Source organism: Streptomyces sp. ADMS (genome assembly GCF_033441795.1).
Classification (GTDB): Bacteria; Actinomycetota; Actinomycetes; order Streptomycetales; family Streptomycetaceae; genus Streptomyces.
Window position 1 is genome coordinate 25,321 of sequence record NZ_JAVFVX010000026.1, and the last position, 23,590, is coordinate 48,910.

Annotated in this window: 23 protein-coding genes; 10 read left to right on the plus strand and 13 right to left on the minus strand. The window is 71.2% G+C overall.

Annotated features, from left to right (window positions below; all coding sequences use genetic code 11):
• Positions 1-6: 6 nt before the first annotated feature.
• The 5 genes from RB628_RS14065 to RB628_RS14085 all read right to left on the minus strand — a co-directional run bounded on the left by RB628_RS14065 (position 7) and on the right by RB628_RS14085 (position 5,589).
• A complete protein-coding gene (locus RB628_RS14065) occupies positions 7-786 on the minus strand; it encodes an SGNH/GDSL hydrolase family protein (protein WP_318320729.1) in 780 nt (259 codons plus the stop codon).
• 90 nt (positions 787-876) lie between these two features.
• On the minus strand, positions 877-1,914 hold the full coding sequence (locus tag RB628_RS14070) for a hemolysin family protein (RefSeq protein ID WP_318320730.1): 1,038 nt from the start codon (positions 1,912-1,914) through the stop codon (positions 877-879).
• Complete coding sequence (locus RB628_RS14075; RefSeq protein ID WP_318320731.1) at positions 1,911-3,257, minus strand: hemolysin family protein; 1,347 nt, start codon at positions 3,255-3,257, stop codon at positions 1,911-1,913. Before RB628_RS14075 ends, RB628_RS14070 begins: the two co-directional genes overlap by 4 nt.
• 155 nt (positions 3,258-3,412) lie before the next feature.
• On the minus strand, positions 3,413-3,838 hold the full coding sequence (locus RB628_RS14080) for a GNAT family N-acetyltransferase (protein WP_318320732.1): 426 nt from the start codon (positions 3,836-3,838) through the stop codon (positions 3,413-3,415).
• A 92-nt stretch (positions 3,839-3,930) separates the two neighbouring features.
• Entirely contained in the window at positions 3,931-5,589 is a 1,659-nt protein-coding gene (locus RB628_RS14085; protein ID WP_318320733.1) for an FAD-dependent monooxygenase, read from the minus strand.
• A gap of 276 nt (positions 5,590-5,865) precedes the next feature.
• On the opposite strand from RB628_RS14085, the gene RB628_RS14090 reads away from it, so the two are divergent.
• The 7 genes from RB628_RS14090 (at position 5,866) to RB628_RS14120 (ending at position 11,228) form a co-directional block, all read left to right on the plus strand.
• A complete protein-coding gene (locus tag RB628_RS14090) occupies positions 5,866-6,990 on the plus strand; it encodes a SchA/CurD-like domain-containing protein (RefSeq protein ID WP_318320734.1) in 1,125 nt (374 codons plus the stop codon).
• Positions 6,991-7,066: 76 nt separating this feature from the next.
• Entirely contained in the window at positions 7,067-7,549 is a 483-nt protein-coding gene (locus RB628_RS14095; RefSeq protein ID WP_318320735.1) for a cupin domain-containing protein, read from the plus strand.
• Positions 7,546-8,814 (plus strand): beta-ketoacyl-[acyl-carrier-protein] synthase family protein, encoded by a 1,269-nt coding sequence (locus RB628_RS14100; protein ID WP_318320736.1) that lies wholly within the window; start codon positions 7,546-7,548, stop codon positions 8,812-8,814. Before RB628_RS14095 ends, RB628_RS14100 begins: the two co-directional genes overlap by 4 nt.
• Positions 8,811-10,103 carry a ketosynthase chain-length factor gene (locus RB628_RS14105; RefSeq protein WP_318320737.1) on the plus strand — a complete coding sequence of 431 codons (1,293 nt, stop codon included), beginning with the start codon at positions 8,811-8,813 and terminating at the stop codon, positions 10,101-10,103. Before RB628_RS14100 ends, RB628_RS14105 begins: the two co-directional genes overlap by 4 nt.
• Before the next feature lie 25 nt (positions 10,104-10,128).
• Positions 10,129-10,389 carry a phosphopantetheine-binding protein gene (locus RB628_RS14110; protein ID WP_318320738.1) on the plus strand — a complete coding sequence of 87 codons (261 nt, stop codon included), beginning with the start codon at positions 10,129-10,131 and terminating at the stop codon, positions 10,387-10,389.
• 1 nt (position 10,390) lies between these two features.
• Positions 10,391-10,870, plus strand: coding sequence for an SRPBCC family protein (locus RB628_RS14115; protein ID WP_318320739.1), 480 nt, complete (start codon positions 10,391-10,393; stop codon positions 10,868-10,870).
• A 25-nt stretch (positions 10,871-10,895) separates the two neighbouring features.
• Positions 10,896-11,228, plus strand: coding sequence for a TcmI family type II polyketide cyclase (locus tag RB628_RS14120; protein ID WP_318320740.1), 333 nt, complete (start codon positions 10,896-10,898; stop codon positions 11,226-11,228).
• Between the two features lie 65 nt (positions 11,229-11,293).
• Here RB628_RS14120 and RB628_RS14125 read toward each other — a convergent pair whose 3' ends face one another.
• The 6 genes from RB628_RS14125 to RB628_RS14150 form a co-directional block, all read right to left on the minus strand.
• Positions 11,294-12,331, minus strand: coding sequence for a methyltransferase (locus RB628_RS14125; RefSeq protein ID WP_318320741.1), 1,038 nt, complete (start codon positions 12,329-12,331; stop codon positions 11,294-11,296).
• Between the two features lie 48 nt (positions 12,332-12,379).
• Positions 12,380-13,441 (minus strand): nitrous oxide reductase family maturation protein NosD, encoded by a 1,062-nt coding sequence (locus RB628_RS14130; RefSeq protein ID WP_318320742.1) that lies wholly within the window; start codon positions 13,439-13,441, stop codon positions 12,380-12,382.
• 85 nt (positions 13,442-13,526) lie between these two features.
• Positions 13,527-14,210 carry a class F sortase gene (locus tag RB628_RS14135; protein WP_318320743.1) on the minus strand — a complete coding sequence of 228 codons (684 nt, stop codon included), beginning with the start codon at positions 14,208-14,210 and terminating at the stop codon, positions 13,527-13,529.
• Between the two features lie 169 nt (positions 14,211-14,379).
• Complete coding sequence (locus RB628_RS14140) at positions 14,380-14,865, minus strand: hypothetical protein (RefSeq protein ID WP_318320744.1); 486 nt, start codon at positions 14,863-14,865, stop codon at positions 14,380-14,382.
• Between the two features lie 529 nt (positions 14,866-15,394).
• The gene (locus RB628_RS14145; RefSeq protein ID WP_318320745.1) at positions 15,395-17,962 is read right to left on the minus strand and encodes an ABC transporter permease; all 2,568 of its coding nucleotides are present in this window, start codon (positions 17,960-17,962) and stop codon (positions 15,395-15,397) included.
• Between the two features lie 6 nt (positions 17,963-17,968).
• Positions 17,969-18,817 carry an ABC transporter ATP-binding protein gene (locus tag RB628_RS14150; RefSeq protein ID WP_318320746.1) on the minus strand — a complete coding sequence of 283 codons (849 nt, stop codon included), beginning with the start codon at positions 18,815-18,817 and terminating at the stop codon, positions 17,969-17,971.
• 169 nt (positions 18,818-18,986) lie between these two features.
• Here RB628_RS14150 and RB628_RS14155 point away from each other — a divergent pair, with 169 nt between their 5' ends.
• Both RB628_RS14155 and RB628_RS14160 read left to right on the plus strand, forming a co-directional pair.
• A complete protein-coding gene (locus RB628_RS14155) occupies positions 18,987-19,226 on the plus strand; it encodes a toxin-antitoxin system HicB family antitoxin (protein ID WP_318320747.1) in 240 nt (79 codons plus the stop codon).
• A 4-nt stretch (positions 19,227-19,230) separates the two neighbouring features.
• Positions 19,231-19,605, plus strand: coding sequence for a fic family toxin-antitoxin system, toxin component (locus RB628_RS14160; protein WP_318320748.1), 375 nt, complete (start codon positions 19,231-19,233; stop codon positions 19,603-19,605).
• Here the strand turns inward: RB628_RS14160 and RB628_RS14165 are convergent.
• Both RB628_RS14165 and RB628_RS14170 read right to left on the minus strand, forming a co-directional pair.
• On the minus strand, positions 19,600-20,307 hold the full coding sequence (locus RB628_RS14165) for a class I SAM-dependent methyltransferase (protein WP_318320749.1): 708 nt from the start codon (positions 20,305-20,307) through the stop codon (positions 19,600-19,602). The two genes, RB628_RS14160 and RB628_RS14165, sit on opposite strands and share 6 nt — an antisense overlap.
• Positions 20,308-20,432: 125 nt before the next feature.
• A complete protein-coding gene (locus RB628_RS14170) occupies positions 20,433-21,119 on the minus strand; it encodes an esterase/lipase family protein (protein WP_318320750.1) in 687 nt (228 codons plus the stop codon).
• A gap of 116 nt (positions 21,120-21,235) precedes the next feature.
• On the opposite strand from RB628_RS14170, the gene RB628_RS14175 reads away from it, so the two are divergent.
• On the plus strand, positions 21,236-23,584 hold the full coding sequence (locus RB628_RS14175; RefSeq protein ID WP_412180651.1) for a LuxR C-terminal-related transcriptional regulator: 2,349 nt from the start codon (positions 21,236-21,238) through the stop codon (positions 23,582-23,584).
• The last annotated feature ends 6 nt before the right edge of the window (positions 23,585-23,590 follow it).

A 23,590-nucleotide genomic window follows, 5' to 3' on the forward strand; every position in this document is an offset into this window, starting at 1 on the left:
AGGAAGCTACGAGAGGTTGTCGTACGGCGACAGATCCGGCCGCTTCGCCGGCATCCCGTCCCCGGAGGACCGTCCCGTCAGCCGGCGGCCTATCCACGGGAGCAGGTGCTGCCGGGCGAAGCGGGCGTCCGCGACCCGCCGCGCGCCCCAGCCGGGAGGCGCCGTGGGCGGCACCGGCGTATGCCACTCCGGGTCCTCGGCCTCGTACCCGAGGGTCTGCCAGACCGCCTCGGCGACCCTCCGGTGGCCCTCGCCCGACAGGTGCAGCCGGTCGATGTCCCACAGGCGGGGATCGCCGAGCGAGGGGGCACCGTAGAGGTCGACCACGAGGGCGCCGTGCCGGGCGGCGAGGTCGTCGACGCAGGCGAACAGTTCCTCCATGCGCGGCCGGAAACGCTCCAGGACCGGGCCCTGGCGGCCGGGGCTGCGCATCAGCACCAGCCGCCTGCACGCGGGGGCAAGGTGTTCCACGGCCTCCTCCAGGAGCCCGCGCACCCGGCCCATGTCGCACTTGGGGCGCAGCGTGTCGTTCAGCCCGCCCACCAGCGTGATCACGTCGGGCTCCATGGCCACCGCGACGGGCACCTGCTCGGCGGTGATCTGCCCGATCAGCTTGCCGCGCACGGCGAGGTTCGCGTACCGGAAGCCGGGCGTGCGGGCGGCCATCCGGGCCGCGAGGAGGTCGGCCCAGCCGCGGTACGACCCGTCCGGCAGCCGGTCCGACATGCCCTCGGTGAAGGAGTCGCCGACCGCGACCAGGCTGGTGTATGAGGCGTTCGTCTGCATGGCGACAGAGATGATAGCCCGTACACATACCCGGCGGTCGGTCGACCTCTTCCAAGCCGCTTCCGGCCGTCCAGGGCCGTCCGCTGCCGTCTAAACCGGCTGTCCGAACAGCTCGCGCAGCACGTCCTCCATCGTCACCAGGCCCGCGAGCAGCCCGTCCTCGCCCTGCACGGCCGCCAGATGCGTACGGCTGCGCCGCATCGCCGTGAGGACGTCGTCCAGGGGAGTGTCCGCCCGGACGCTCGCGATGGGCCGCATGTCCCGCACCTGGAAGGCGAGGTCCCGGGGCGCCGCGTCCAGCGCGTCCTTGACGTGCAGGTAGCCGGCGATCCGGCGCTCCTCGTCCACCACCGGGAAGCGCGAGAAGCCCGACTCGGCCGACAGCGCCTCCAGCTCCTCCGGAGTGACGCCCACGCGCGCGTAGACGACGCTTTCCAGCGGGAGCACGACGTCACGCACAGGCCGGCGGCCCAGTTCCAGGGCGTCGTGCAGGCGTTCCCGCGCGCGCTCGTCGATGAGCCCCGCCTCGCCGGAGTCCCGGACCAGGCGGGCCAGTTCGGCGTCGGAGAAGGTCGCCGTGACCTCGTCCTTGACCTCGACGCGCAGCAGCTTCAGCACCGTGTTCGCGAACGCGTTGATCGTGAAGATCACGGGCTTCAGCGCCCGTGCCAGGGCCACCAGGGGCGGCCCGAGGAGCAGCGCGCTGCGCACCGGCTCCGCGAGGGCGATGTTCTTCGGCACCATCTCGCCGAGCAGCATGTGCAGATAGGTCGCCAGGGCGAGCGCGATCACGAAGGACACCGCGTGGCCCGCGCTCTCGGGGACGCCCACCGCGTGGAACACCGGCTCCAGCAGATGCGCGATCGCCGGCTCCGCGACCACACCGAGGATCAGCGTGCACAGTGTGATGCCGAGCTGCGCCGCCGCCATCAGCGCGGACACGTGCTCCAGACCCCACAGCACGCTCTTCGCCCGCCGGTCACCGTCCGCGTGGTCCCCGTTGGAGCCTTCGTCGACGTACTGCTCGATCTGGCTGCGGCGTACGGAGATCAGCGCGAACTCGGCGCCCACGAAGAAGGCGTTGACGACCAGCGTCGCCAGACCGATCAGCAGCTGGACGGTGGTCACTTCGCCTCCCCTTCCTTGCCGGCCGTGGTTTCTTCCTTCACGGGCGGCGCGTGCAGCAGGACGCGCGCGGCCCTGCGGCCCGACGCGTCCAGCACGTCCAGGTGCCAGCCGGCCACCTCGACGGTGTCACCGGCCTGCGGAATACGGCCCAGTTCGGTCGCGACGAGGCCGGCGAGAGTCTCGTACGGCCCCTCCGGGAGCCGGAGGCCGACGCGGGCGAGCTGGTCGGTGCGGGCGGCGCCGTCCGCGGAGTAGAGGACGCGGCCCTCGTCGTCCACGCCGGCCGGGTCGAGGTCGGACGTCTCGTGCGGGTCGTGCTCGTCCCGTACCTCGCCGACGACCTCCTCGACGATGTCCTCCAGTGTGGCCACGCCCGCCGTACCGCCGTACTCGTCGATGACGACGGCCATGGTGCGCTTGCCGGAGAGCCGGTCCAGCAACCGGTCGACGGTCAGTGACTCGGGGACGAGCAGCGGCTCACGCATCAGTTCGGAGACACGCACCCGGGTGCGCCGCTCCGCGGGCACCGCGAGGCAGTCCTTGATGTGCGCGACGCCGACGACCGAGTCGAGACTGCCGCGGTAGACGGGGAACCGGGAGAGCCCGGTCGCCCGCGTCGCGTTCGCCACGTCCTCGCAGGTCGCCTGGGCGTCGAGGGCGACGACCTGGACGCGCGGTGTCATCACGTTCTCCGCGGTGAGGTCGGCGAGGTTCAGGGTCCGTACGAACAGTTCCGCGGTGTCGGGCTCCAGGGCACCCTCCTTGGCGGAGTGCCGGGCCAGCGCCGCCAGCTCCTGGGGGCCGCGCGCGGAGGCCAGCTCCTCGGCGGGCTCCAGGCCGATGAGGCGCACCATACGGTTCGCCGTGTTGTTGAGGTGCGTGATGAACGGCCGGAAGGCGGCGCTGAACCAGCGCTGCGGCGTCGCCACCCGCTTGGCCACGGCCAGCGGTGAGGAGATCGCCCAGTTCTTGGGCACCAGCTCCCCGACGACCATCAGGAAGACGGTCGACAGCGCCGTACCGATCACGAGCGCCATGGAGGAGGACGCCGAGGCCGAGACACCGAGGGCCTCCAGCGGGCCCGAGATCAGCGCGGCGATCGACGGTTCGGAGAGCATGCCGACGACCAGATTGGTGACCGTGATGCCGAGCTGTGCGCCGGAGAGCTGGAACGTGAGGTTCCGTACGGCCTTGAGGGCGCCCGCGGCACCCCGCTCGCCGCGCTCCACGGCCCGTTCCAGCTCGCCGCGCTCGACGGTGGTCAGGGAGAACTCCGCGGCGACGAAGGCGCCACAGGTCAGGGAGAGCAGGATCGCCACCAGGAGGAGGAGCACTTCTGTCATCGGGTCACCTCCGTCCCATGATCGGGCAGGGCCGGCGGGGTCGCTCGATGTCGGGTGTCGCTGGTGCTACTGGGAGGCTCGCCCATGGGCGGACGCTCACACCTTTCCTCGGAGAAGTAACTGGTCCGCTTATGGTAAAGGGTGTGCAAAGTTGCTCAGCCGGTGAGCGGCTTCACCCAGCGGCGCCAGTGCTCCTCGGGACCGTACCCCGCCGCTCGCCACGCATGCTGCCCGCTCTCGTTGCGCTCCAGCACCATGGCGTCCGCGCGCCGCCCGCCCAGCCGTACGAACCGCTCCTCGGCGGCGGCCAGCAGCGCCGAACCGATGCCCTGCCGCCGTCGCTCCGGGTGCACCGCGAGCCGGTAGAGATGACAGCGCCAGCCGTCGAAACCGGCTATCACGGTTCCCGAGAGGACCCCGTCGCGCTCTGCGAGCAGCAGGGCTTCGGGGTCCCGCCCGACGAGTCGGGCGACGCCGTCGCGGTCGTCGCTGATGCTGGTTCCCTCGGCGGCCTCGCGCCAGAACCGCAGCACGGTGTCGATGTCAGAGGGGGTGGCGTGGCGGATGTGGAGATCACTCATGGGGGCGAGCCAAGCAGAGCCGCTGCCCCTCTGGCGAACCCGTTTCCGTGCGTGGACGTGAAGTTTCCGTGCGAGGCAGTGGACCGGGGCTGTCAGCCCCGGTCCAGCAGCGCCGAAAGGGCCTTCCGCAACACCGCCCCGGGATCCGCCGACGGCCCCTCGGAGCGCCAGGCGACGAACCCGTCGGGGCGCACGAGCACCGCTCCGTCCGAGGCGACACCGTGGACCTCCGCCCACTCCAGGTCGCTCGCGGACAACTCCGCGTCCGGCCCGCTGCCGATCCGGTACGAGTCGAGCGGCACCGCCAGCTGTCGCGCCACCTCCGTCGCCGCGTCGTGCCAGCCGCCGCCGGAGCCCGCGGAGCTGAGAAGGACCAGCGAACCCTCGTACAGGTCGAGCGTGGAGATCCGGGTACCGGCGCGGTTCAGCCACATGTGCGGAGCCCGGCTCCCCGGCTCACCCGTCAGCCGCACGCCCTCGGGTACGACCGGAACCGCCGGATCGGCACCCAGCACCGCGCCCCGCGGATAGCGGTAACCCAGCGCCACGTTGAGGATTCCGCCCTTCTTTCCGCCAGGTCCGCCGGTTCCGGGGGCGGGCGTGTACCCGGGGTGGCTGTGCTCGACCGACCGCGCGGAGGCACGGGCGCTGGTCGCCCCCGCGACCGGCCGGCGCTCCATGTCGTACGACGCCAGCAGACCGGGACCCGCCCAGCCGCCCAGCACGGCGGCCAGCTTCCAGGCGAGGTTGTGGGCGTCCTGGATACCGGTGTTGGAGCCGAACGCCCCGGTGGGGGACATCTCGTGGGCCGAGTCACCGGTGAGGAACACCCTGCCGGCCGCGTACTGTTCGGCGACCCTCTCGGCGGCGTGCCAGGGGGCCCTGCCGGTGATCTCCACATCCAGATCCGGTACGCCGATCGCCCGCCGGATGTGTTCCCGGCACCGCTCGTCGGTGAACTCCTCCAGCGTCTCGCCCTGTTCGGGGTGCCAGGGCGCGTGGAACACCCAGCGCTCCCGGTTGTCCACCGGCAGAAGGGCGCCGTCGGCGTCCGGACTGGTCAGGTAGCAGACGATGAAGCGCCGGTCGCCGACCACGCCGGCGAGGCCGCGGGAGGTGAAGGTGATGCTCACGTTGTGGAACAGGTCGCCCGGGCCGCTCTGCCCGATGCCGAGCTGCTCGCGGACGGGGCTGCGCGGACCGTCCGCCGCGACCAGGTAGTCCGCCCGGATCGTGGTGTGCTCACCGGTCTCCCGGCTCTTGACCCGCGCGGTCACCCCCTCGGGGCCCTGCTCGAACGACATCAGCTCGGTCGAGAACCGCAGATCCCCGCCCAGCGCCCGCGCGTTCTCCAACAGGACCGGCTCCAGGTCGTTCTGGCTGCACAGGCACCACCCGCTGGGGCTGAACCGGGCGAGCCCGCCGCCGGGGTCGATCTCCTTGAACAGCCACTCGCCCACGTCACCCACCAGGCTCGGCGTCTGCAGGATGCCGTGGTTGTCCGCCAGCACCGACGCGGCTTCCTCGATGCGCCGCTCCACCCCGGCCACCCGGAACAACTCCATGGTCCGCACGTTGTTCCCGCGCCCACGCGGATGGACCGAGGTGCCCGAGTGACGTTCCACCAGGGTGTGCGGCACTCCCAGACGCCCGAGGAAAAGGGAGGTGGAAAGGCCCACCAGGGAGCCGCCGACGATCAGGACGGGCGTGTGGTGGCCGACCGGTTCGTCGGCCTCTTGAGCGCGGTTCATTGAATGCCTCCAGGGTCTGCCGGTGTCCGCCGGGACGCGGGTCGGCGATGAGATGCACCTGCACAGTGCCTCCCCGGGAGCCGTTCCGCCCGCCCGGGGCGCCCAGATGGCGCACGGTTCACTCGCCCGACCCGCGGGAGTCGCGCACACCGCGACTCGCGTCAACGATCGGCTCATGGCGGCCCCGGTATTTCGGACACGGCGGTCGTCCCGGCTTCCAAGACGAACGACTTCCACGAGGAACGACTTCCACGACGAAGAGGAGAGGTGCGCCGGATGACCATCTCGGGACGCATATCGCAGTCGGCGTTCGACGGCTCCAGGCTGCGGGTGATCCTGCTGCTCGACCTGTACGAAGGAGCCCAGCAGCAGTTCCTGGACGCGTACGAACACATGCGCAGTCAGGTCGCCTCCGTCCCCGGTCACCTCAGTGACCAGCTCTGCCAGTCGATCGAGAACCCCTCGCAGTGGCTCATCACCAGCGAGTGGGAGAGCGCCCCGCCCTTCCTCGCCTGGGTGAACAGCGAGGAGCACGTCGAGACCGTCCGGCCGATGCACAGCTGCGTCCGGGACACCCGGTCGATGCGCTACAGCATCCTGCGGGAGACGACCCCCAACGCCCCGGTCACTCCGGCCGCGGCGGCAGCGGGCATGCAGGTGGCGGCCCGGGTCGGCGACGGTGTCGCCCGCCACGCCCTCACCTTCACCGTCAAGCCGGGCTCCGAGTCGAAGGTCGCCGAGATCCTGGCGGGCTACACCTCGCCCGAAGCCCAGGTCGACGACACCACCCGGCTGCGCCGTACCTCCCTCTTCATGCACGGCAACCGTGTCGTACGGGCCGTGGAGGTCGAGGGCGACCTCCTCGCGGCACTGCGCCACGTCGCCCGCCAGCCCGAGGTACGGGCCGTCGAGGAGGCCATCAACCCGTACCTGGAACAGGACCGGGACCTCAGCGACCCCGACTCGGCGCGCGTCTTCTTCACCCGGGCCGCCCTTCCCGCCGTCCACCACGTGGTCTCCGGCGAGAAGGCACCCGCCGGCCTGCGGCGCCACGCGCTGTACTACCCGGCGGAGGAGGGCCGCGGGATGGAGCTGGCCCGGCTGCTCGCCCACCAGGACGAGGCCGCCGCGGACGACCCGGACAGCCCGGTGTTCGGCAGCACCGTCTTCCAGCGCGATGACATCGTTGTCCGGCTTATCGACACCACCGGCGAGCTCGACGCCGATCCGGTCGCCTCCCTCGGCCTCAAGGGGCCCGGGAAGGCAGCGGAGATGCAGGCTCTCCTCGACGGCGCGGCCATCGGTGTCGAGGGCTCCCTGGAGACGGACCGCAACATCAACCGCCTCCTGTCGCACGCCGACATGATGCCCGTCACCGACCGCAGCTCGGCGCGCTCCTGACGGACCACCACGGCGCTGTCCGCGCCACCCCGTCCGCGCCCGGACGTCGTTCCCGACCCACCCGGAGGTGTCAACCATGAACAAGCAGCACCCATGCATCGTGGATCTGAGCGAGACAGAACCCAACCGCAGACGCGGCGGCGATCTGCGGGCCATGCTCACGCCCGCCACGGTGGGTTCCACCAGCGGCTTCATGGGCCTGGCCATCGTCCAGCCCGGCGAGCGCATCGGCGAGCACTACCACCCGTACTCCGAGGAGTTCGTGTACGTCGTCTCCGGAGCGCTCGAAGTGGACCTCGACGGCGAGACGCACGCCCTCCGGCCCGATCAGGGCCTCCTGATCCCCATCGACGTACGCCACCGCTTCCGCAACGTCGGTGACGTGGAGGCCCGCATGGTCTTCCACCTGGGCCCGCTCGCCCCCCGCCCCAGCCTCGGGCACGTCGACACGGAGGTGACCGAAACCGCCGTACCAGGCACGGAGTTCGCCGTCGGCGGGCCGGACCGGCTCGCTCCGGACAACGGACAGCCGTCCGAGCGAAGCGAGGCCATACGGTGACCCGGCGGGTGGCTGTCACCGGTATCGGTGTGGTCGCTCCCGGTGGCACCGGCGCGACGGCGTTCTGGGACCTCCTCGCCGACGGCCGTACCGCGACCCGGGGCATCACGCTGTTCGATCCGGCGGGCCTGCGCTCGCGCATCGCCGCCGAATGCGACTTCGACCCGCTCGCACACGGCCTGGACCCGGCGCTGAGTCAACACGCCGACCGCTACATCCAGTTCGCCATGGTCGCCGCAGCCGAAGCCGTGGGCGACTCCGGCTTTGACACCGGCACGCAGGACCCCTGGCGCGTCGCGGTCTCCCTGGGCAGCGCCGTCGGCGGCACCACCCGTCTGGAACACGACTACGTCCAGGTCAGCGCGGGCGGACAGCGGTGGGACGTGGACCACCGCGGCGCCGACCCGCAACTGCACCGGGCGTTCTCGCCGAGCACCCTCGCCTCGGCCGTCGCCGAGCAGTTCGGCGCCCAGGGCCCGGTGCAGACCGTCTCCACCGGCTGCACCTCCGGGATCGACGCGGTCGGTTACGCCTTCCACACCATCGAGGAGGGCCGCGCCGACATCTGCGTCGCCGGCGCGGCGGACTCGCCGATCTCGCCGATCACCATGGCCTGCTTCGACGCCATCAAGGCGACGTCGGACAACAACGACGACCCCGAACACGCCTCCCGGCCGTTCGACGCCCGCCGCAACGGCTTCGTGATGGGCGAGGGCGCGGCGGTGCTCGTCCTGGAGGAGTACGAGCACGCCAGGGCGCGCGGTGCGCACGTGTACTGCGAGATCGGCGGCTACGCCACCTACGGCAACGCCTACCACATGACCGGTCTGACCTGCGAAGGGCTGGAGATGGCCCGGGCGATCGACACCACGCTCGACCAGGCCCGCCTCGACCCCACGATGATCGACTACGTCAACGCGCACGGCTCGGGCACCAAACAGAACGACCGGCACGAGACCGCCGCCGTGAAGCGGTCCCTGGGCGCGCACGCCTACGACACACCCATGAGCTCCATCAAATCCATGGTGGGCCACTCGCTCGGCGCGATCGGCGCGATCGAGGTCGTCGCCTGCGTCCTGGCGCTCAAGCACCAGGTCGTGCCGCCGACAGCGAACTACGAGATACCCGACCCCGAGTGCGACCTGGACTACGTGCCGCGCACCGCGCGCCCGCGCAGGCTCAGGAACGTGCTCTCCGTCGGCAGCGGATTCGGCGGCTTCCAGTCGGCCGTACTGCTGACCGGGCCGGGCGGGAGAACCCGATGAACACACCGCACACACCGCACACACCGCACACACCGCACACACAGCGCACTCGGCGCACCCCGCGCGCGGCCATCACCGGAATCGGTGTGATCGCGCCCAACGGCCTGCGGGCCGACTCGTACTGGAAGGCCGTCGGCGAGGGCCTCGTCGTGCTGGACGAGATCACCCGCGAGGGCTGCGGTCATCTGCCGCTCCGGGTGGCCGGCGAGGTCCGGGGCTTCGACGCCGCGGGCCTCATCGAGGAACGTTTCCTCGTCCAGACCGACCGGTTCAGCCACTTCGCCATGGCCGCCGCCGCACTCGCGCTCGACGACGCCGGGATCCCCCGGGGCGAACCCGCGGAGCCTTACGACATCGGTGTCGTCACCGCCGCCGGGTCCGGCGGCGGCGAGTTCGGGCAGCGGGAACTCCAGAAACTGTGGGGCCAGGGATCCCGGTACGTCGGCCCGTACCAGTCCATCGCCTGGTTCTACGCCGCCAGCACCGGCCAGATCTCCATCCGTAGCGGCTTCAAGGGACCGTGCGGAGTGGTCGCGAGCGACGAGGCCGGCGGTCTGGACGCCGTCGCACACGCCGCCCGGGCCGTACGGCGCGGAACCGGCGCGGTCGTCGTCGGCGGCGCGGAGGCGCCACTCGCCCCGTACTCGATGGTCTGCCAGCTCGGATACCCCGAACTCAGCACCGTCGAGGACCCGGCCCGCGCCTACCGCCCCTTCACCGGGGGCGCCTGCGGCTTCGTCCCCGCGGAGGGCGGCGCCATGCTCGTCGTCGAGGACGAGAACCGTGCCCGCGACCGGGGGGCGGCCGTCCGGGCCACCGTCGCCGGCCACGCCGCCACCTTCACCGGCGCCTCCCGCTGGGAGCGGTCCAGGGAGGGGCTCGCCCACGCGATCCGGGGCGCCCTCGACGAGGCCGGGTGCGCCCCCGAGGAGATCGACGTCGTGTTCGCGGACGCCCTGGGCGTGCCGGAGGCCGACCGCGCGGAAGCGCTGGCCATCACCGACGCCCTGGGGGAGTACGGCGCCAAGGTTCCCGTCACGGCGCCCAAGACCGGCATCGGGCGTGCCTACTGCGGGGCGCCCGTGCTGGACATCGCGGCCGCGGTGCTCGCCATGGAGCACAACCTCATCCCTCCCACCCCCAACGTGTTCGACATCTGCCACGACCTCGACCTGGTGATGTCCCGCGCTCGCCCCGCCGAGCCGCGCACGGCCCTGGTCCTCAGCCGGGGACTGATGGGTTCCAACGCGGCGCTGGTAGTGCGCCGTGGAGACGACTCCGCCCGATAGCACCGGGCGGGAAGGAGAACACCGCATGATCACCACCGAAGTGACCTACGGCGAGCTGGCCACCCTCATGAAGAGGGGAGCCGGAGTCACCGTCGACCCGGGCGAACTGGAGCGGGCGTCGGACACCCCCTTCGGGGTCCTCGGCCTCGACTCGCTCGGCCTGCTCGGCATCGTCGGCGAGCTGGAGATCCAGTACGGCCGCTCGCTGCCCCCGGACTCGGAGCGCTGCAGGACGCCCCAGGAGTTCCTCGACCTCGTCAACAGCACCCTCAAGGCTGGAGCCTGAAGTGGCCGGACACACCGAGAACAGCATCACCGTCGACGCCCCCCTCGACCTCGTCTGGGACATCACCAACGACATCGAGAACTGGCCCCGGCTCTTCACCGAGTACTCCTCCCTCGAAGTACTCTCCCGCGAGGGCGACACGACGGCCTTCCGGCTGACCATGTACCCGGACGACAACGGCAAGGTCTGGAGCTGGGTCTCGGAACGGACCGTGGACCGCGCCGCGCGGACCGTCCGGGCACGCCGGGTCGAGACGGGCCCCTTCGCCCACATGAACATCCTGTGGGAGTACACGGAACTGCCTGGCGGCACCCAGATGCGCTGGACGCAGGACTTCGCGATGAAGCCCGACGCCCCCGTCGACGACGAGTGGATGACGGACAACATCAACCGCAACTCCCGTACGCAGATGGCGCTCATCCGGGACCGGATCGAGCAGGTCGCCCGCGACCGCGAGAACGCGTCCGCCCTGCCCAGCTGAGCCACCGGCTCAGGAAGGACACCCGATGCACCACGCCCTGATCGTCGCCCGGATGGCGCCCGGCTCGGCGCCGGCGATCGCCGACCTGTTCGCCGCCTCCGACCGTGGCGAACTCCCGCACCTGGTCGGTGTCAACCGCCGCAGCCTCTTCCAGTACGGCGACGTGTACCTGCACTTCATCGAGGCCGACCAGGACCCGGCGCCCGCCATCGCGAAGGTGGCCGGGCACCCCGAGTTCCGGGGTATCAGCGACAAACTGTCGGCGTACGTCACCGCGTACGACCCGCAGACGTGGCGCGGCCCCAAGGACGCCATGGCGCACTGCTTCTACCAGTGGGAGCGCAACGGCGGTTCCTGAGCACGAAACCCCGAGGCCGGTACCGCGAGAGTCGCGGTACCGGCCTCGGGGTTTCGTGGCTGTGGTCAGCCGGGGACGGTGCACTCGAAGGCGTGCAGATACGCGTTGACCGGGCGGATCTCGCCGATGACCAGTCCCGCGTCCGTCAGCCGGTCGACCATGCTCTGCCGGGTGTGCTTCGCACCGCCGACGTTGAGGAGCAGCAGCAGATCCATGGCCGTCGTGAACTTCATCGACGGCGTGTCGTCCACGAGGTTCTCGATCACGACGACCCGCGCGCCGGGCCGCGCCGCCCTCCGGACGCCGGCGAGCGCCCTGCGGGTGCTGTCGTCGTCCCACTCCAGGATGTTCTTGATGATGTACACATCCGCCTGTACGGGGATGTCCTCCCGGCAGTCCCCGGCCACGATGTCCACCCGCGCGGCCAGTGAACCTCCGGCGCGGAGCCGCGGATCGGCGTTCTCCACCACCCCGGGCAGGTCGAGCAGCGTGCCGTGCATCCCGGGGTGCTTCTCCAGCAGACTCGCCACGACCCGGCCCTGGCCGCCGCCGATGTCGGCGACCGAGGACACCCCGCTCAGGTCGAGCAGCTCGGCGACGTCCCGTGCGGACTGCTCACTGGATGTCGTCATGGCCCGGTTGAACACGTATGCCGACTCGGGGGCCTCCTCGTTGAGGTACGCGAAGAACTCCCTGTCGTACATGTCCTCGAAGACGTTGCGGCCGGAGCGCACCGCCTCGTCCAGCTTCGGCCAGACGTTCCACGTCCACGGCTCGGTGCACCACAGCGCGATGTAGCGGAGGCTGTGCGGGTCGTCCTCGCGCAGCAGCCGGGACATATCCGTGTGGACGAAGGTGCCGTCGGGGCGCTCCGCGAAGACGTCCTGGCAGGTCAGCGCGCGCAGCAGCCGCCTGAGGGTCTGCGGCTGGGTCTTCACCGCCGCCGCCAGGTCCTCCACGGTCCTGGGTGTGTCGTCCAGGGCGTCCGCGACGCCCAGACGGGCGGCGGCGCGTACGGCGGCGGCGCAGGCCGCCCCGAAAACGAGCTCCCTCAGCCGCATGGGCGCCGGGGGCGCAGGGGGAGCCGGATCAACGGTCGTCATGTGATGCCTCACCTTTCTTGTTGTGCCGTGTGCGGGGGAGCCGGGCGGTCAGCACAGGCCGGCGGGTTCCGACACCCCGCAGGTGTTGTCGCGGAAGGTGTTGTTCTTGCCGGTGTCCCGGTCGGCGAGATCGGCCGTGCTGTTGCGCAGCACCAGGTTGTCGCGGATCTCGTTGCTCTCGTTGAGGGCGCCCACGAAGCTCTTGAACAGCACGATGCCGCCCGACAGCGGGGAGGCACCCACGTTGTCCTCGACCCTGTTCTTCGTCACCAGCACCTTCTCGGTGCCGGTGAGGACGATGCCCGAGCCCTGGAGGAAGGGCAGCCGGGGGGTCTTCGGGCACAGCTTGTTGTTGGCGTAGATGTGGTTCCGCCTGACGGTCAGCGCCCCGGCGCGCGGCTTGCCCTCGTCGCCGACGACGAACACCGCGGCGCAGTTCCCGGTCGCCTCGTTGTGCTCGACGGTCAGGTTCCGCAGCCGCCGCACCGTGACGCCGATCCGGTTGCCGAGCAGACGGTTGTGACTGATCACGGTGCCCTTGGAGTCCTGGGCGCCGTCCTCCCGGTCGACGGTGTTGGCGACGAAGAGCCCGGCGTCGCCGTTGCGCTCGGCGATGTTGCGGCTGAACACGCCGCGTACGGACCTCTCCTGGGCGATGCCCCACTGGCCGTTCTTCTCGGCGGTCACGCCCTGGACCTTCAGCTGATCGGTCCACGTCGCCCACAGGCCGTTCTTGGCGAAGCCCCTGATCGTCAGGGAGCGCAGGGTGACGCGCTTGACGGGATGGGCCTTGGTGCCGGTCACACAGATACCGTTTCCTGCTGTGGCACAGGTGCCGCCGGCGGAGGCCGGGCCGGGGACGATGACGGCGGGCCCGGCGCCGGAGCCGCGCAGGGTCAGGTCGGAGACGGTGATGCGGACGCTCTCACGGTAGGTGCCGGGGGAGAGGACAACGGTGTCCCCCGGACGCGCGGCGTCCACGGCCTTCTGGATCGATTCGCCGGGGTGTACGCGGTGCATCGCGCGGTGGTCGGTCGGTGCGGCGGCGCCCAGCCCCGACGCCACGACAGCCGCCGTGCATACGAGGTGGGTCATCTGTTGTTTGGTCATATGCCCGAAGCTAGGAGTGGGTGTTCCGGCCCGCCACCGCTGATCGCCCAGGTGGACCCCTGTCGAACGCCGACGGACGACGGTGTCAGACGAGGTGGGCGAAGACCACGAGGTTCTCGGTGTAGTCCTTCGCCGCGTGGTCGTATTCACCGGCGCAGGTGATCAGCCGGACCTGGGCCTGCGAAGTGTCGGCGTACACGCGCCGGTCGGGGAAGTCGTCCTTCGCGAACGTCTCGACGCTGTCGACCACGAAGACGGCCGTGCGCCCGTCCGACCTCTTGACGGCGAACCGGTCACCCTTGTCGAGCTCGCTCAGCTCCGCGAACACCGCGGGCGAGGTCGCCGTGTCGACATGCCCGGCGATGATCGAGGTGCCCGTCTCTCCGGGGGACACACCGTCGGCCTGCCAGCCGACCAGGTTCACGTCGTCGGCGGGCGGCGCCTCCAGCTGGCCCGACCTGCCGATGGCGAGGCCGACGAAGGGGGCGTCCACGTCGATGTCCGGGATGAGCAGCCGGGTCGGCCTTGCCCGTGGCAGATGTTTCCCGGCGCGGGGCGTCGCCGTGGTCTTCGGTGCGGCCGACGAGGACGGTGCGTGCGCCGCCGCGGGGCGCGGCGCGCGGGCGTCGTCGGACGACTCGTCGTTTCCGGAGAAAAGGAAGAACACCGGGATCAGGAGTACGGCGGACCACGCGGTCAGACGCACGAGGGAGCGCCGCCTGGACGACACGGACTCGGCCTCGGCAGGGGAAGGCAACCGGGTTGCCATCGGGAACCACCTCACGGGAACAAGGCTGAGCGGATCAGCGCAGACGGAAGACAGGACAGCGGATGTGTGAGCGCCGGAAGGCGTAACGGCGGAGAACCGGCCGGGCCGCCGCAGTGTGCACAGGCGGATGTGCACACGCGACGGCCTCGGCTGCTATGTCAGGCATCGGTCAGGCCCCGTGGGCCGCGTTCCTGCGGCGCATCGCGTAGGCACCCGCGCCGACGACCGCCAGGGCCGCCAGCCCGCCGGACGTGACACCCGGGTTCGCGAGCGCGCCGCCACCGGTGTGCATGCCACCGCTGGGCTTCTCGTGCTTGGAGCCCCAGTCGCCCTTGCCGCCTGCCTCCTCCTTGTCGCCGGAGCTCCAGGAGCCCTTGCCATGCTCCTCCTTGCCGGCCTCCCAGTCGCCCTTCTTGGATTCGTCGGCGCTGTCGCCCTTGCTCCAGTCGCCCTCGTTCACCGCGGTGAGCGCACCGCCACCCGTGTGCATTCCACCGTTCGGCTTGTCGTGCTTGCTGTCCTTGTCGTGCTCCTTGCTGTAGGAAGAGTCACCCTTTTCCCAGTCACCGCCGTCGGCAGCGAGGGCGCCGGGAGCGGCGATCGCGAGAGCGGCCGTGGCCGTCGCGGTAGCGAGGAGCAGGCGGGCAGAGCGCATGGTAGAAGTCCTTCCGCCGCGGCTGGGGCGCTGACGCGATGTCAGCTGATGAGACCCGGCCTCGACGTGATCCACCGTCAGCCAGACCTGCCGGGCGCACCACTCGAGCCGTCCACCCGGCTGACCCGCACGGCGGCATCAGATTCGGCGTCCGACCATCCAACGGGGCACACGCCAGGGCCCTGACCAGGCATTTAATCGGCTGACCGGCAGTCACTTCCCGGCCCGTGCCACGCCGTACGCACAACCCGATCGGCGGCGACACGACTGCACGCACCCGGCCTCCGCCGGACAGGCTCCAGCCGGCCCCCCGCCGGCCCGAAGCGCCTCGATCGCCTGACCGAACGGCTCCATGTACGGCTCCATGTACGGCTCCAGAACGGTGAAGCAGGCGAATCCCTACCGCTCCCGGGCCGCCCGCACCTGCGCGGTGAACTGCTCCAGGGGCCCGGCCAGGACGATGGGCAGGTCCAGGACCTGATCCTCGGTCAGCTGCGGCGCGCGGGACAGGAGGCAGTCGCCGCTGTCCTCACTCGTGCGCGATCGCCGCCAGCACGTTCATCCGGGACGCGCGCAACGCCGGCAGCAGCGCCGCCACGATGCCGACCACCGCCGAACCCACCACCACCGCGACGATCGTGCCCCAGGGAATCGCCAGTGCCTCCATGCCCTGGAGCGCCAGCACCCGCTGTATGCACACGCCCCACACCAGCCCCAGCCCGAGGCCGAGCACCGCGCCGAACACGGCGATCACCACGGACTCCAGCCGGATCATCCGGCGCAGCTGCCGTCGGGACAGCCCGATGGCCCGCAGCAGCCCGATCTCACGCGTGCGCTCCACGACCGACAGGGCGAGAGTGTTGACCACGCCGAGCACCGCGATGACGATCGCGAGCCCCAGCAGCGCGTAGACGAGGTAGAGCAGTACCGCGATCTGGTTGCGGATCAGTTCCTTGTAGTCGGCCTGGTCACGAACCTTGACCTGCGGATACGGGTCGAGTGTCCGCTCCAGCGCGGGACGCAGTGTGTCGGCGCTCGTGCCGTCCACCGCGTTGACGTACAACGCGGACTCCTGGCCGCCGGGCACGTACTTCTCGGCGACGGCGATCCCGAAGTAGATCCCGCCCTGCGTCCCGAACCCCTCGGCGCTGTCCTGGTCGGTGAGGGCGGCGACCGTCAGTTCCGTCTGTGCGCCGTCCGGGAACTCCACCGGCAGCACACTGCCGACGCGCACCTCGTGGTCCTTGGCGTAGTCGGCGGACATCGCCAGATGGCCGTCGGCGAGCGCGGCGGCCGTGTCGCCCTGCGCGTAGGTGACACGGGCGACGTCGTCGAGCCGCGCGTCGTATCCGGCGGCCGTGGTTTCGAGGCGCTGGCCGTCCGGCAGCCGCACCGCGACCGGCACGAACCGCTGCCGTACGACGAGACCGACACCGTCCGTGGCCCGCACCTTGTCGGTGACCTCCTGCGGGAACGGCACGAAGTTGTCGTTCTGCACGACGAAGTCGGCGCCGAGCGTCCTGTCGATCTGCTGGTCGAAGGACTCGGTCATCGAGGCGCTGGCCACCGACATCCCGCCGACCAGGGCCAGGCCCACCATCAGTGCGGCGGCCGTGGCCCCCGTACGGCGGGGATTGCGCAGGGCGTTGCGCTGGCTCATCCGGCCGACCGGCCCGTAGAGCGCCGGGAACGCGCCGCCGAGGACCCGGATGACCGGCCGGACCAGCAGCGGGCCCGCGATGACCGTCGCGACGAGCGTGAGGACGACGCCGAGTCCCAGCAGGGAGGCGGACGTCGGGGTCTCGTCGGCCGTGGCGCAGCCCACGAGCGCGGCGGCCCCGAGGGCCCCGACGACCGAGCCGGCCACCGCCCGTACCCGCAACGGCCGCCCCACGCCAGCGATTTCGGCGTCCGAGAGTGCGGCCATGGGGGAGACCACGGCGGCCCGCCTGGCCGGCAGATAGGCCGCCACGAAGGTGACCCCGAGCCCGACGGCGTACGCCGACACGGGAGTCGCCCAACCCACCACCATGTCGGCCGATCTGAGGTTCATGCCGAAGGCGCTCATCAGCCGGATCAGCCCCGCCGCGAGCCCGATCCCGGCGGCGAGGCCGAGTGTCGAGCCGACCAGGCCGAGTAGTACCGCCTCCGTCAGCACGGACCTGCGCACCTGCCGTCGGTCGGCGCCGAGCGCCCGCAACAGGCCCAGTTCGCGGGTGCGTTGGGCGATCAGCATGGAGAAGGTGTTGACGATCAGGAAGACCCCGACGAGCACCGCGATCCCGGCGAAGCCCAGCATCACGTACTTGATCACGTCGAGGAATCCACCGAGTTCGGCCGCGGCGGACTCGGCCTGCTCGGCGGCCGTCTCCAACTCGTAGTCCGAGGTGCCGATCTGCTGCGCGATACGGCTCTTCAGCTGTTCGTCGCTCACGCCGCTCGCGGCGGTCACCGAGATGCTCGTGGCCCGGTCCGGCGAACCGAGCAGTCTGGTCTGCGCGGTCCTCGTGTCGAGGAAGAGCAGCGCCGCGCCCGGGTTGGTGGTGGTGAAGGTGGCGATACCGACGATCTTCACCTTGAACGACCCCGGCTGCGCCTGCACGGTGAGCGTGTCGCCGATGCCCACGTCCTTGGTGTCGGCGGTGTCCGCGTCCAGCAGCGCCTCGCCGTCCCCCTCGGGGGCGTGGCCGGAGGTGAGTTCGACCGGGCTGCGGTCGGTGAGGTACCAGTCGGTGGCGATGGTGGGGGCGCCCGAGGTCGGTGAGACCGACTCGTTCCGGTCGTCGACGACGGTGATGTTCTCGACGGACGCGTCCGCGTGGGCCTCCTCGACGCCGTCGACGCCGGCCACCCGCTGGGCCAGCGAGGCGGGCAGGGTCGGGACCTCTCCGGACGGCACCGCCGACTCGAAGTCCTGCCGGGGGCTCACCGTGACGTCGGCGGAGGTGGAGGCGAAGAGCCGGTCGAAGGTACGGGTGACGGTGTCGGAGAAGATCAGGCTGCCCGCGACGAACGCCACGGACAGGACGACGGCCAGCGCGGAGAGCAGCAGCCGGCCCTTGTGCGCGAGGAAACTCCTGAGCGTTGCCTTCAGCACGGGGTGTCAGTCCTCGTCGGTGGGCTTGGTGAGGGACGGGTTGTCGGGGGTGCCGGGGGCACCGGGAGAGGGGGGCTGGGTCTGGCTTCCGGAGAAGAGGCGCATGCGCTCCAGGACCGCCTCCGCCGTGGGCCGTGGCATCTCGTCCACGATCCGTCCGTCGGCGAGGAAGAGCACCAGGTCCGAGTGGGCGGCGGCGCCCGGGTCGTGGGTCACCATGACGACCGTCTGGCCGAGGTCGTCGACGGCCTCGCGCAGGAACTGGAGGACTTCGAGCCCGGCGCGTGAGTCGAGGTTGCCGGTCGGTTCGTCCGCGAAGATCAGCTCGGGGCGTGAGGCGAGCGCCCGGGCACAGGCCACGCGCTGCTGCTGCCCGCCGGAGAGCTGGGCCGGCCGGTGCTTCAGCCGGTCCCGCAGCCCCAGTGTGTCGATGACCTGGTCCAGCCACTTCTGGTCCGGCTTCTGGCCCGCGATGTCCATCGGCAGGGTGATGTTCTCGATGGCGTTCAGGGTCGGGATCAGGTTGAACGACTGGAACATGAACCCGATCCGGTCCCGGCGCAACCGGGTCAGGTCGCGGTCCTTCAGTCCCGTGATCTCCGTGTCGCCGAGCCACACCTGCCCTGCCGACACGGAGTCGAGCCCCGCCAGACAGTGCATCAACGTGGACTTGCCCGACCCTGAGGGCCCCATGACCGCGGTGAAGTGACCGCGCGCGATGTCCACGTCGACCGAGTCGAGGGCGAGCACGGTCGTCTCGCCCGAGCCGTACGCCTTGGTCAGCGCGCGGGCCCGGGCCGCGGTCCCGTCCGCCTCCGCGTGCCCGGGGACGTGCTCCGCAGCAGGTGTGGACAAGGTTGCCTCCTTCAGTGGCTTGCTGGTCGTGGCCGTCCCGATGTCGTACCGACGTCCCTCGTTCCTCGTCCGGGCCGAGCGTAGTGTGACGAGGCGCACACCGGGTAATCCTTTTCGCTCTTGAGTGGCCCCCTTGCCGGTGCTAGCGCTCACGCGCTAGCGTCGAGGTATGCCTAAGACTCAGCTGAACGTCCGGGTGGACGAGGGCACCGCCCGGGCGGCGCGTGAACAGGCCCTGGCCCGCGGAATGAGCGTCAACCGCTACATCGAAGAGCTGGTCAGACAGGACACGGGCGAGGCGGGCAACACCTTCGTCGCAGCCGCCGCCGACTTCATGAAGCAGTACGAGTCCGTCTTCGCCGAAGAGTTCGGCACGGACCGTGAAGGCAAGCGCGAAGGTCGTCACTGAACCCTTGGACAACCTCAGGATCGACCTCGCCTGGCTCCTCATGATCGCCGAACGGAAGACGCCCGGGGACCCCCAGGTCTCCGACTGGGGCGCCCTGGTCGCCGCCGTCGCCCGCCACGAGGCCGAGATATTCGACGTCCCCGTCTACGACAATCCGCACGCCCGTGCCGCCGCCCTGCTCCAGCTCCTGCTGCACGTGCCCGCGCTGGAGCGCTCCAACGCGCTGTTCGCCTCCGCGGTCGCCTACGCCTACCTCGTCGCCAGCGGGGTCAAGGTCGTCACCTCGCCCGAGCAGGTGCGCGAACTGGCTCGCCTGGTGAAGACCGGCAACGCCTCCGTGCACGACATCGCGCACGAACTGCGCCAGTGGAGCCTATGAGGCGTCCCCTGGCTCCGTCCCCGGCTGCGGGGGACGCCGGGCGCTGCCCAGCACACAGTACGAAGTGGGCAGCCGGGGTCCCTTCTCGGGCAGCAACAGACGCCGGTACGGGCCGAGTTCGAACCCGGCGTCCCGCAACGCGGCGACCGGGTCCCGGGCCACATGGCAGCCGCCGGCGAGCGCGGGCCACACCGTGCGGTCGAGGGCGCGCTGCGTGAACCGCATCGCGGGCCCGCCGCCGACGCCGTGCTCGAAGAACCGCACCTCACCGCCGGGCCGCAGCACCCGCCGTACCTCGCCGAGCGCCCGGGGTACGTCCCGGAGGCCGCACAGGACCAGCGAGAGAACGACCGCGTCGAAGGCCTCACCCTTCACCGGCAGCGCCTCCGCCACACCCGGTACGACATCCACGGGAACCTCGGAGCGCAGGGCGGCCTCCATGGCCAACTTCCGCAGCAGGCGCTCGGGTTCGATCGCGACGACCTCCGAGACGGTGCCCGGATAGTGCGCGAAGTTCAGTCCGTTGCCGGCGCCGATCTCGATCACCCGCCCGGAGAGCCCGGTGAGCAGCCGGTGCCGCAGGGCGCCCAGACCGGCGGTGTCGGCGGCCACGCTGATCCGGGCGTAGTAACGGGCGAACAGCGGATGGTGCACGGGATCCCGCGGCACCTTGCCGGAGCCTGCGGTGGACCGTAGCGGCATGGGGACCTCCCGGGGAGGACTGGCCTACCGCGATTGTCCCCCGTACGGGACCCGCGCACCCTCGCTGTCGCCCGGATCCGGCCGGACCGGACGGATCTGGCTGGATCGGGCTTGATCGGGCTGGATCAGGCGATGAAGTCGCGGACCTGTGTGTAGACGCCGTGGTCGTTGTTCATCTCGTTGTGCGGGACGCAGCCGACCTCGACGTTCGTGGCGCCGCTCAGGATCGCGGTGGTGTCCGGGGTGAGCGCGTCGTCGCAGTTGGACCAGTAACTGGCGTACGACACGCTGCCAGGCGTCTCGTCACCCGAGTTCAGTGCGGTCAGGAAAGAACTCCCGGTGTACATCTCCGAACACGAGGTGTACAGCCACGAACACCACGAGGCGACGGTCGTGCCGTGGTTGACGCCGGCGGTGGAGACGAAGTCGTCGACGTACGCGGTTCCGCCGAGGTTCTTGAGGTAGTAGCGAGCGCTGAGCGCGCCCATCGAGTGGACGACGAGGTCGACCTTCGTGGCGCCCGTCGCAGCCAGAACTCGCTTGACCTCGGTGGCCAGTTGCTGGGCCGTCGTGACGTTCGACTGGGACCACGAGTACGACCAGGCGTCCAGCTCGGAGGCCGTGTAGCCGTCGGCCTTGAAGTCGGCGACCCAGTCGTTCCAACTGCTCGACGAACTGCTGAGACCGTGTACGAAAACGACCGGATTGTGGGTTGCGGCCTGGGCGGGCGTCGCGGTGAGCGAGAGGGACAGAAGCATCGAGGACACGACGGCCGAGACGGCTGCCGTGACGCGTCGCATGCGGCGCTGCATGGTGCCTCCTGATGAGGGCGGGGGTTGGCTGGAGTGTCAGGCCGGGTCTACGCGCGCCGCATCGGTGAAATCGCCGGTCTTTACGCACCTTGTAACTCGCCAGTAACGTGAGTGGTGTGGTGACCTCGGTGAATCCCCCGCCTCTCCCGCGCATTTCGCCACCGCAGCTCACGGACGCGTGGCAGCAGCTCGGCCCCCCGCTTCCCGAAGGGGTCCGCGTGCGCGTCCTCAGTGCCGCGTACGGCGACCCGCGGGCCGCCGCCGAACTCGTACCGCGCCTCACCGAACGGCAGGCGGCGGGGCTCGACCCGCTCCCGGCGGAACCCGCCGCGCTCGCCCCCGAACTGCTGCGGGCGCACCGCCGGGAGATCCGCGCCCTGCCCGACGACACCCGGCTGCTGCTCCTGCTCGCCGCGGCCGACCAGTACCCGGTGGCGACCCAGGCCTTCCTGCGCGCGGTCACCGCAGCCGGCCTGGACACCCGGGCACTCGAAGCCGCCGAGACGGCCGGGATCGCGCACGCGACGGCAGGCGGAGTCGTCTTCCGCGACGCGTGGACGCGGATCGCGGCGTACGAGTCCGGGTCCTCGGCGGACCGGCGGGACGTGCACCGACTGCTGGCGCGCGTCCTGCACGGCGACGGTGAGACGCCCCGGCGGTCCTGGCACCGGGGCGCCGGCGCCCTCGGCCCCAGCGGACGGCTCGCCGCCGAGCTGGGCACCGCCGCGCACGAGGCGCGTGAGCTGGGCGACCACGCCCTGGCCGGCGCCCTCGGAGAACGCGCCGCCGCCCTCTCACCCGACCCGCGCGAACGGTCCCGGCTGCTCTCCCGGGCCGCCGCCGACGCCTGGCACCGCGGTGACGGAGACCGGGCCCGCGGTCTGGTGGCGACCTCGGACGAGAGTGCGCTCAACGGCATGCTCGCCCTGCGGTCGGGCAACGCGACCGAGGCCTTCGACGGGCTGCTGACCGCCGCGGTCCGACATGCGCGGGCCGCGCTGGAGCAGGGAAGCGTGCCGAATCGTTCCGCCGGGGATCAGGGGTCTCACTCCGGCCTGCCGGAACGATTTGTCAGGCCGGACGGCCCGCATCCGTACCCTTCCGCGTCCCGGTACTCCCACCCGGACTCACAGTCGTCGCACCGCGTCCCGAACCCCGCTCTGGACATCGCCGTGCACCTGCTGGCACGTGCCACCGAGGCCGCCGTCTACACCGGCGACCTCCGCCGCTGCCGGGAGGCGGCCACCGTGGCCGCACGGCTCGGCGTCATCCCGCCCGGCACCCTCGCGGGACTCGCCGCCGCCGTAGAGGGGCGGTACGAGGACGCCCGCAACCTCCTCAAGGCCGCCGCAGGCCGCTGCGGTCCCGGTGGCGACCCCACCCTGCTCATCCACTCCGGCATCGCCGCCCTGCTCCTCGGCGACCACTCCGGTGCCGAACGCGCCACCGTACGGGCCGCCGCCTCCGCCCGCGCCCGGGGCGAGACGGTGACCGTCCCACAGGCCATGGAGTTCCGGGCGTACGCCGACTTCTGGACCGGACGCCCGCGCGCCGCCGAGGCCGCCGCGGCCGACGCCCTCTGGCAGGCGTACGCCACCGGCCAGGACAACGGCGCCTGCCATCTTCAGGCGGCGCTCGCCATGTTCGCCGCGGTGACCGGCGACGGTGAGGTCTGCAGGGAACGAGCGGAGGCGGCCCGCACCCACGCCCGGGCCCACGGCCTCGGCCTGCCCGCCGCGCTCGCCCTGTGGGCGCTCGCCTTCCTCGACCTCTCCACCGGCCGCTTCGAGAGCGCCGCCGCCCGGCTGCGCGCCCTCGCCGGGTTCGGTCCCGGCCACGGCCACCGGGCCATCCGGCACCTGGCCACCCCGCACTACGTCGAGGCCGCCGTCCGCACCGGCGACACCCGCGTCGCACGGGCCGCCCACGCGGACTACGACCGCTGGGCCGTCGCCGTCCGCAGCGCCGACGACCTGGCCCTCAGCGCCCGCTGCCGCGCCCTGCTCGCCCCCGGCGCCGAAGCGGCCGACCACTACCGCACGGCCCTCGACCTGCACGCCCACGGCAGCCGTGACTTCGAACGCGCCCGCACGGAGCTGCTGTTCGGCAGCGCGCTGCGCCGCCTGCGGCACCGTACCGAGGCCCGCGACCGGCTGCACAGCGCGCTGGAGGCCTTCGAGACGTTCGGTGCGCCGCACTGTGCGACGCAGGCCCGGGCGGAGCTTCGTGCGCTGGGGGCGCCGGCGACGATCACGCCGGGGCCGGCGGATCTCACCACGCGGCTCACGGCGCAGCAGTTGATGGTTGCGCGGATGGCGGCGGAGGGGGCCACCAACCGGGAGATCGCTGTCCGCCTGGCGTTGAGTCCGCGCACGATCGACCATCATCTGCGGGGGGTGTTCTCGCGGTTGGGGATTCGGTCGAGGATCGAGTTGGTGCGGTTGCTTGGGGAGGAGGGTGTGTGACTTGGC

Coding starts and splice junctions, on each gene's coding strand:
- RB628_RS14065 (WP_318320729.1), bottom strand. CDS start 786: ATGCAGACGAACGCCTCATACACCAGCCTGGTCGCGGTCGGCGACTCC.
- RB628_RS14075 (WP_318320731.1), bottom strand. CDS start 3,257: ATGACAGAAGTGCTCCTCCTCCTGGTGGCGATCCTGCTCTCCCTGACC.
- RB628_RS14080 (WP_318320732.1), bottom strand. CDS start 3,838: ATGAGTGATCTCCACATCCGCCACGCCACCCCCTCTGACATCGACACC.
- RB628_RS14085 (WP_318320733.1), bottom strand. CDS start 5,589: ATGAACCGCGCTCAAGAGGCCGACGAACCGGTCGGCCACCACACGCCC.
- RB628_RS14090 (WP_318320734.1), top strand. CDS start 5,866: ATGACCATCTCGGGACGCATATCGCAGTCGGCGTTCGACGGCTCCAGG.
- RB628_RS14095 (WP_318320735.1), top strand. CDS start 7,067: ATGAACAAGCAGCACCCATGCATCGTGGATCTGAGCGAGACAGAACCC.
- RB628_RS14105 (WP_318320737.1), top strand. CDS start 8,811: ATGAACACACCGCACACACCGCACACACCGCACACACCGCACACACAG.
- RB628_RS14110 (WP_318320738.1), top strand. CDS start 10,129: ATGATCACCACCGAAGTGACCTACGGCGAGCTGGCCACCCTCATGAAG.
- RB628_RS14120 (WP_318320740.1), top strand. CDS start 10,896: ATGCACCACGCCCTGATCGTCGCCCGGATGGCGCCCGGCTCGGCGCCG.
- RB628_RS14125 (WP_318320741.1), bottom strand. CDS start 12,331: ATGACGACCGTTGATCCGGCTCCCCCTGCGCCCCCGGCGCCCATGCGG.
- RB628_RS14130 (WP_318320742.1), bottom strand. CDS start 13,441: ATGACCAAACAACAGATGACCCACCTCGTATGCACGGCGGCTGTCGTG.
- RB628_RS14135 (WP_318320743.1), bottom strand. CDS start 14,210: ATGGCAACCCGGTTGCCTTCCCCTGCCGAGGCCGAGTCCGTGTCGTCC.
- RB628_RS14140 (WP_318320744.1), bottom strand. CDS start 14,865: ATGCGCTCTGCCCGCCTGCTCCTCGCTACCGCGACGGCCACGGCCGCT.
- RB628_RS14155 (WP_318320747.1), top strand. CDS start 18,987: ATGCCTAAGACTCAGCTGAACGTCCGGGTGGACGAGGGCACCGCCCGG.
- RB628_RS14165 (WP_318320749.1), bottom strand. CDS start 20,307: ATGCCGCTACGGTCCACCGCAGGCTCCGGCAAGGTGCCGCGGGATCCC.
- RB628_RS14170 (WP_318320750.1), bottom strand. CDS start 21,119: ATGCAGCGCCGCATGCGACGCGTCACGGCAGCCGTCTCGGCCGTCGTG.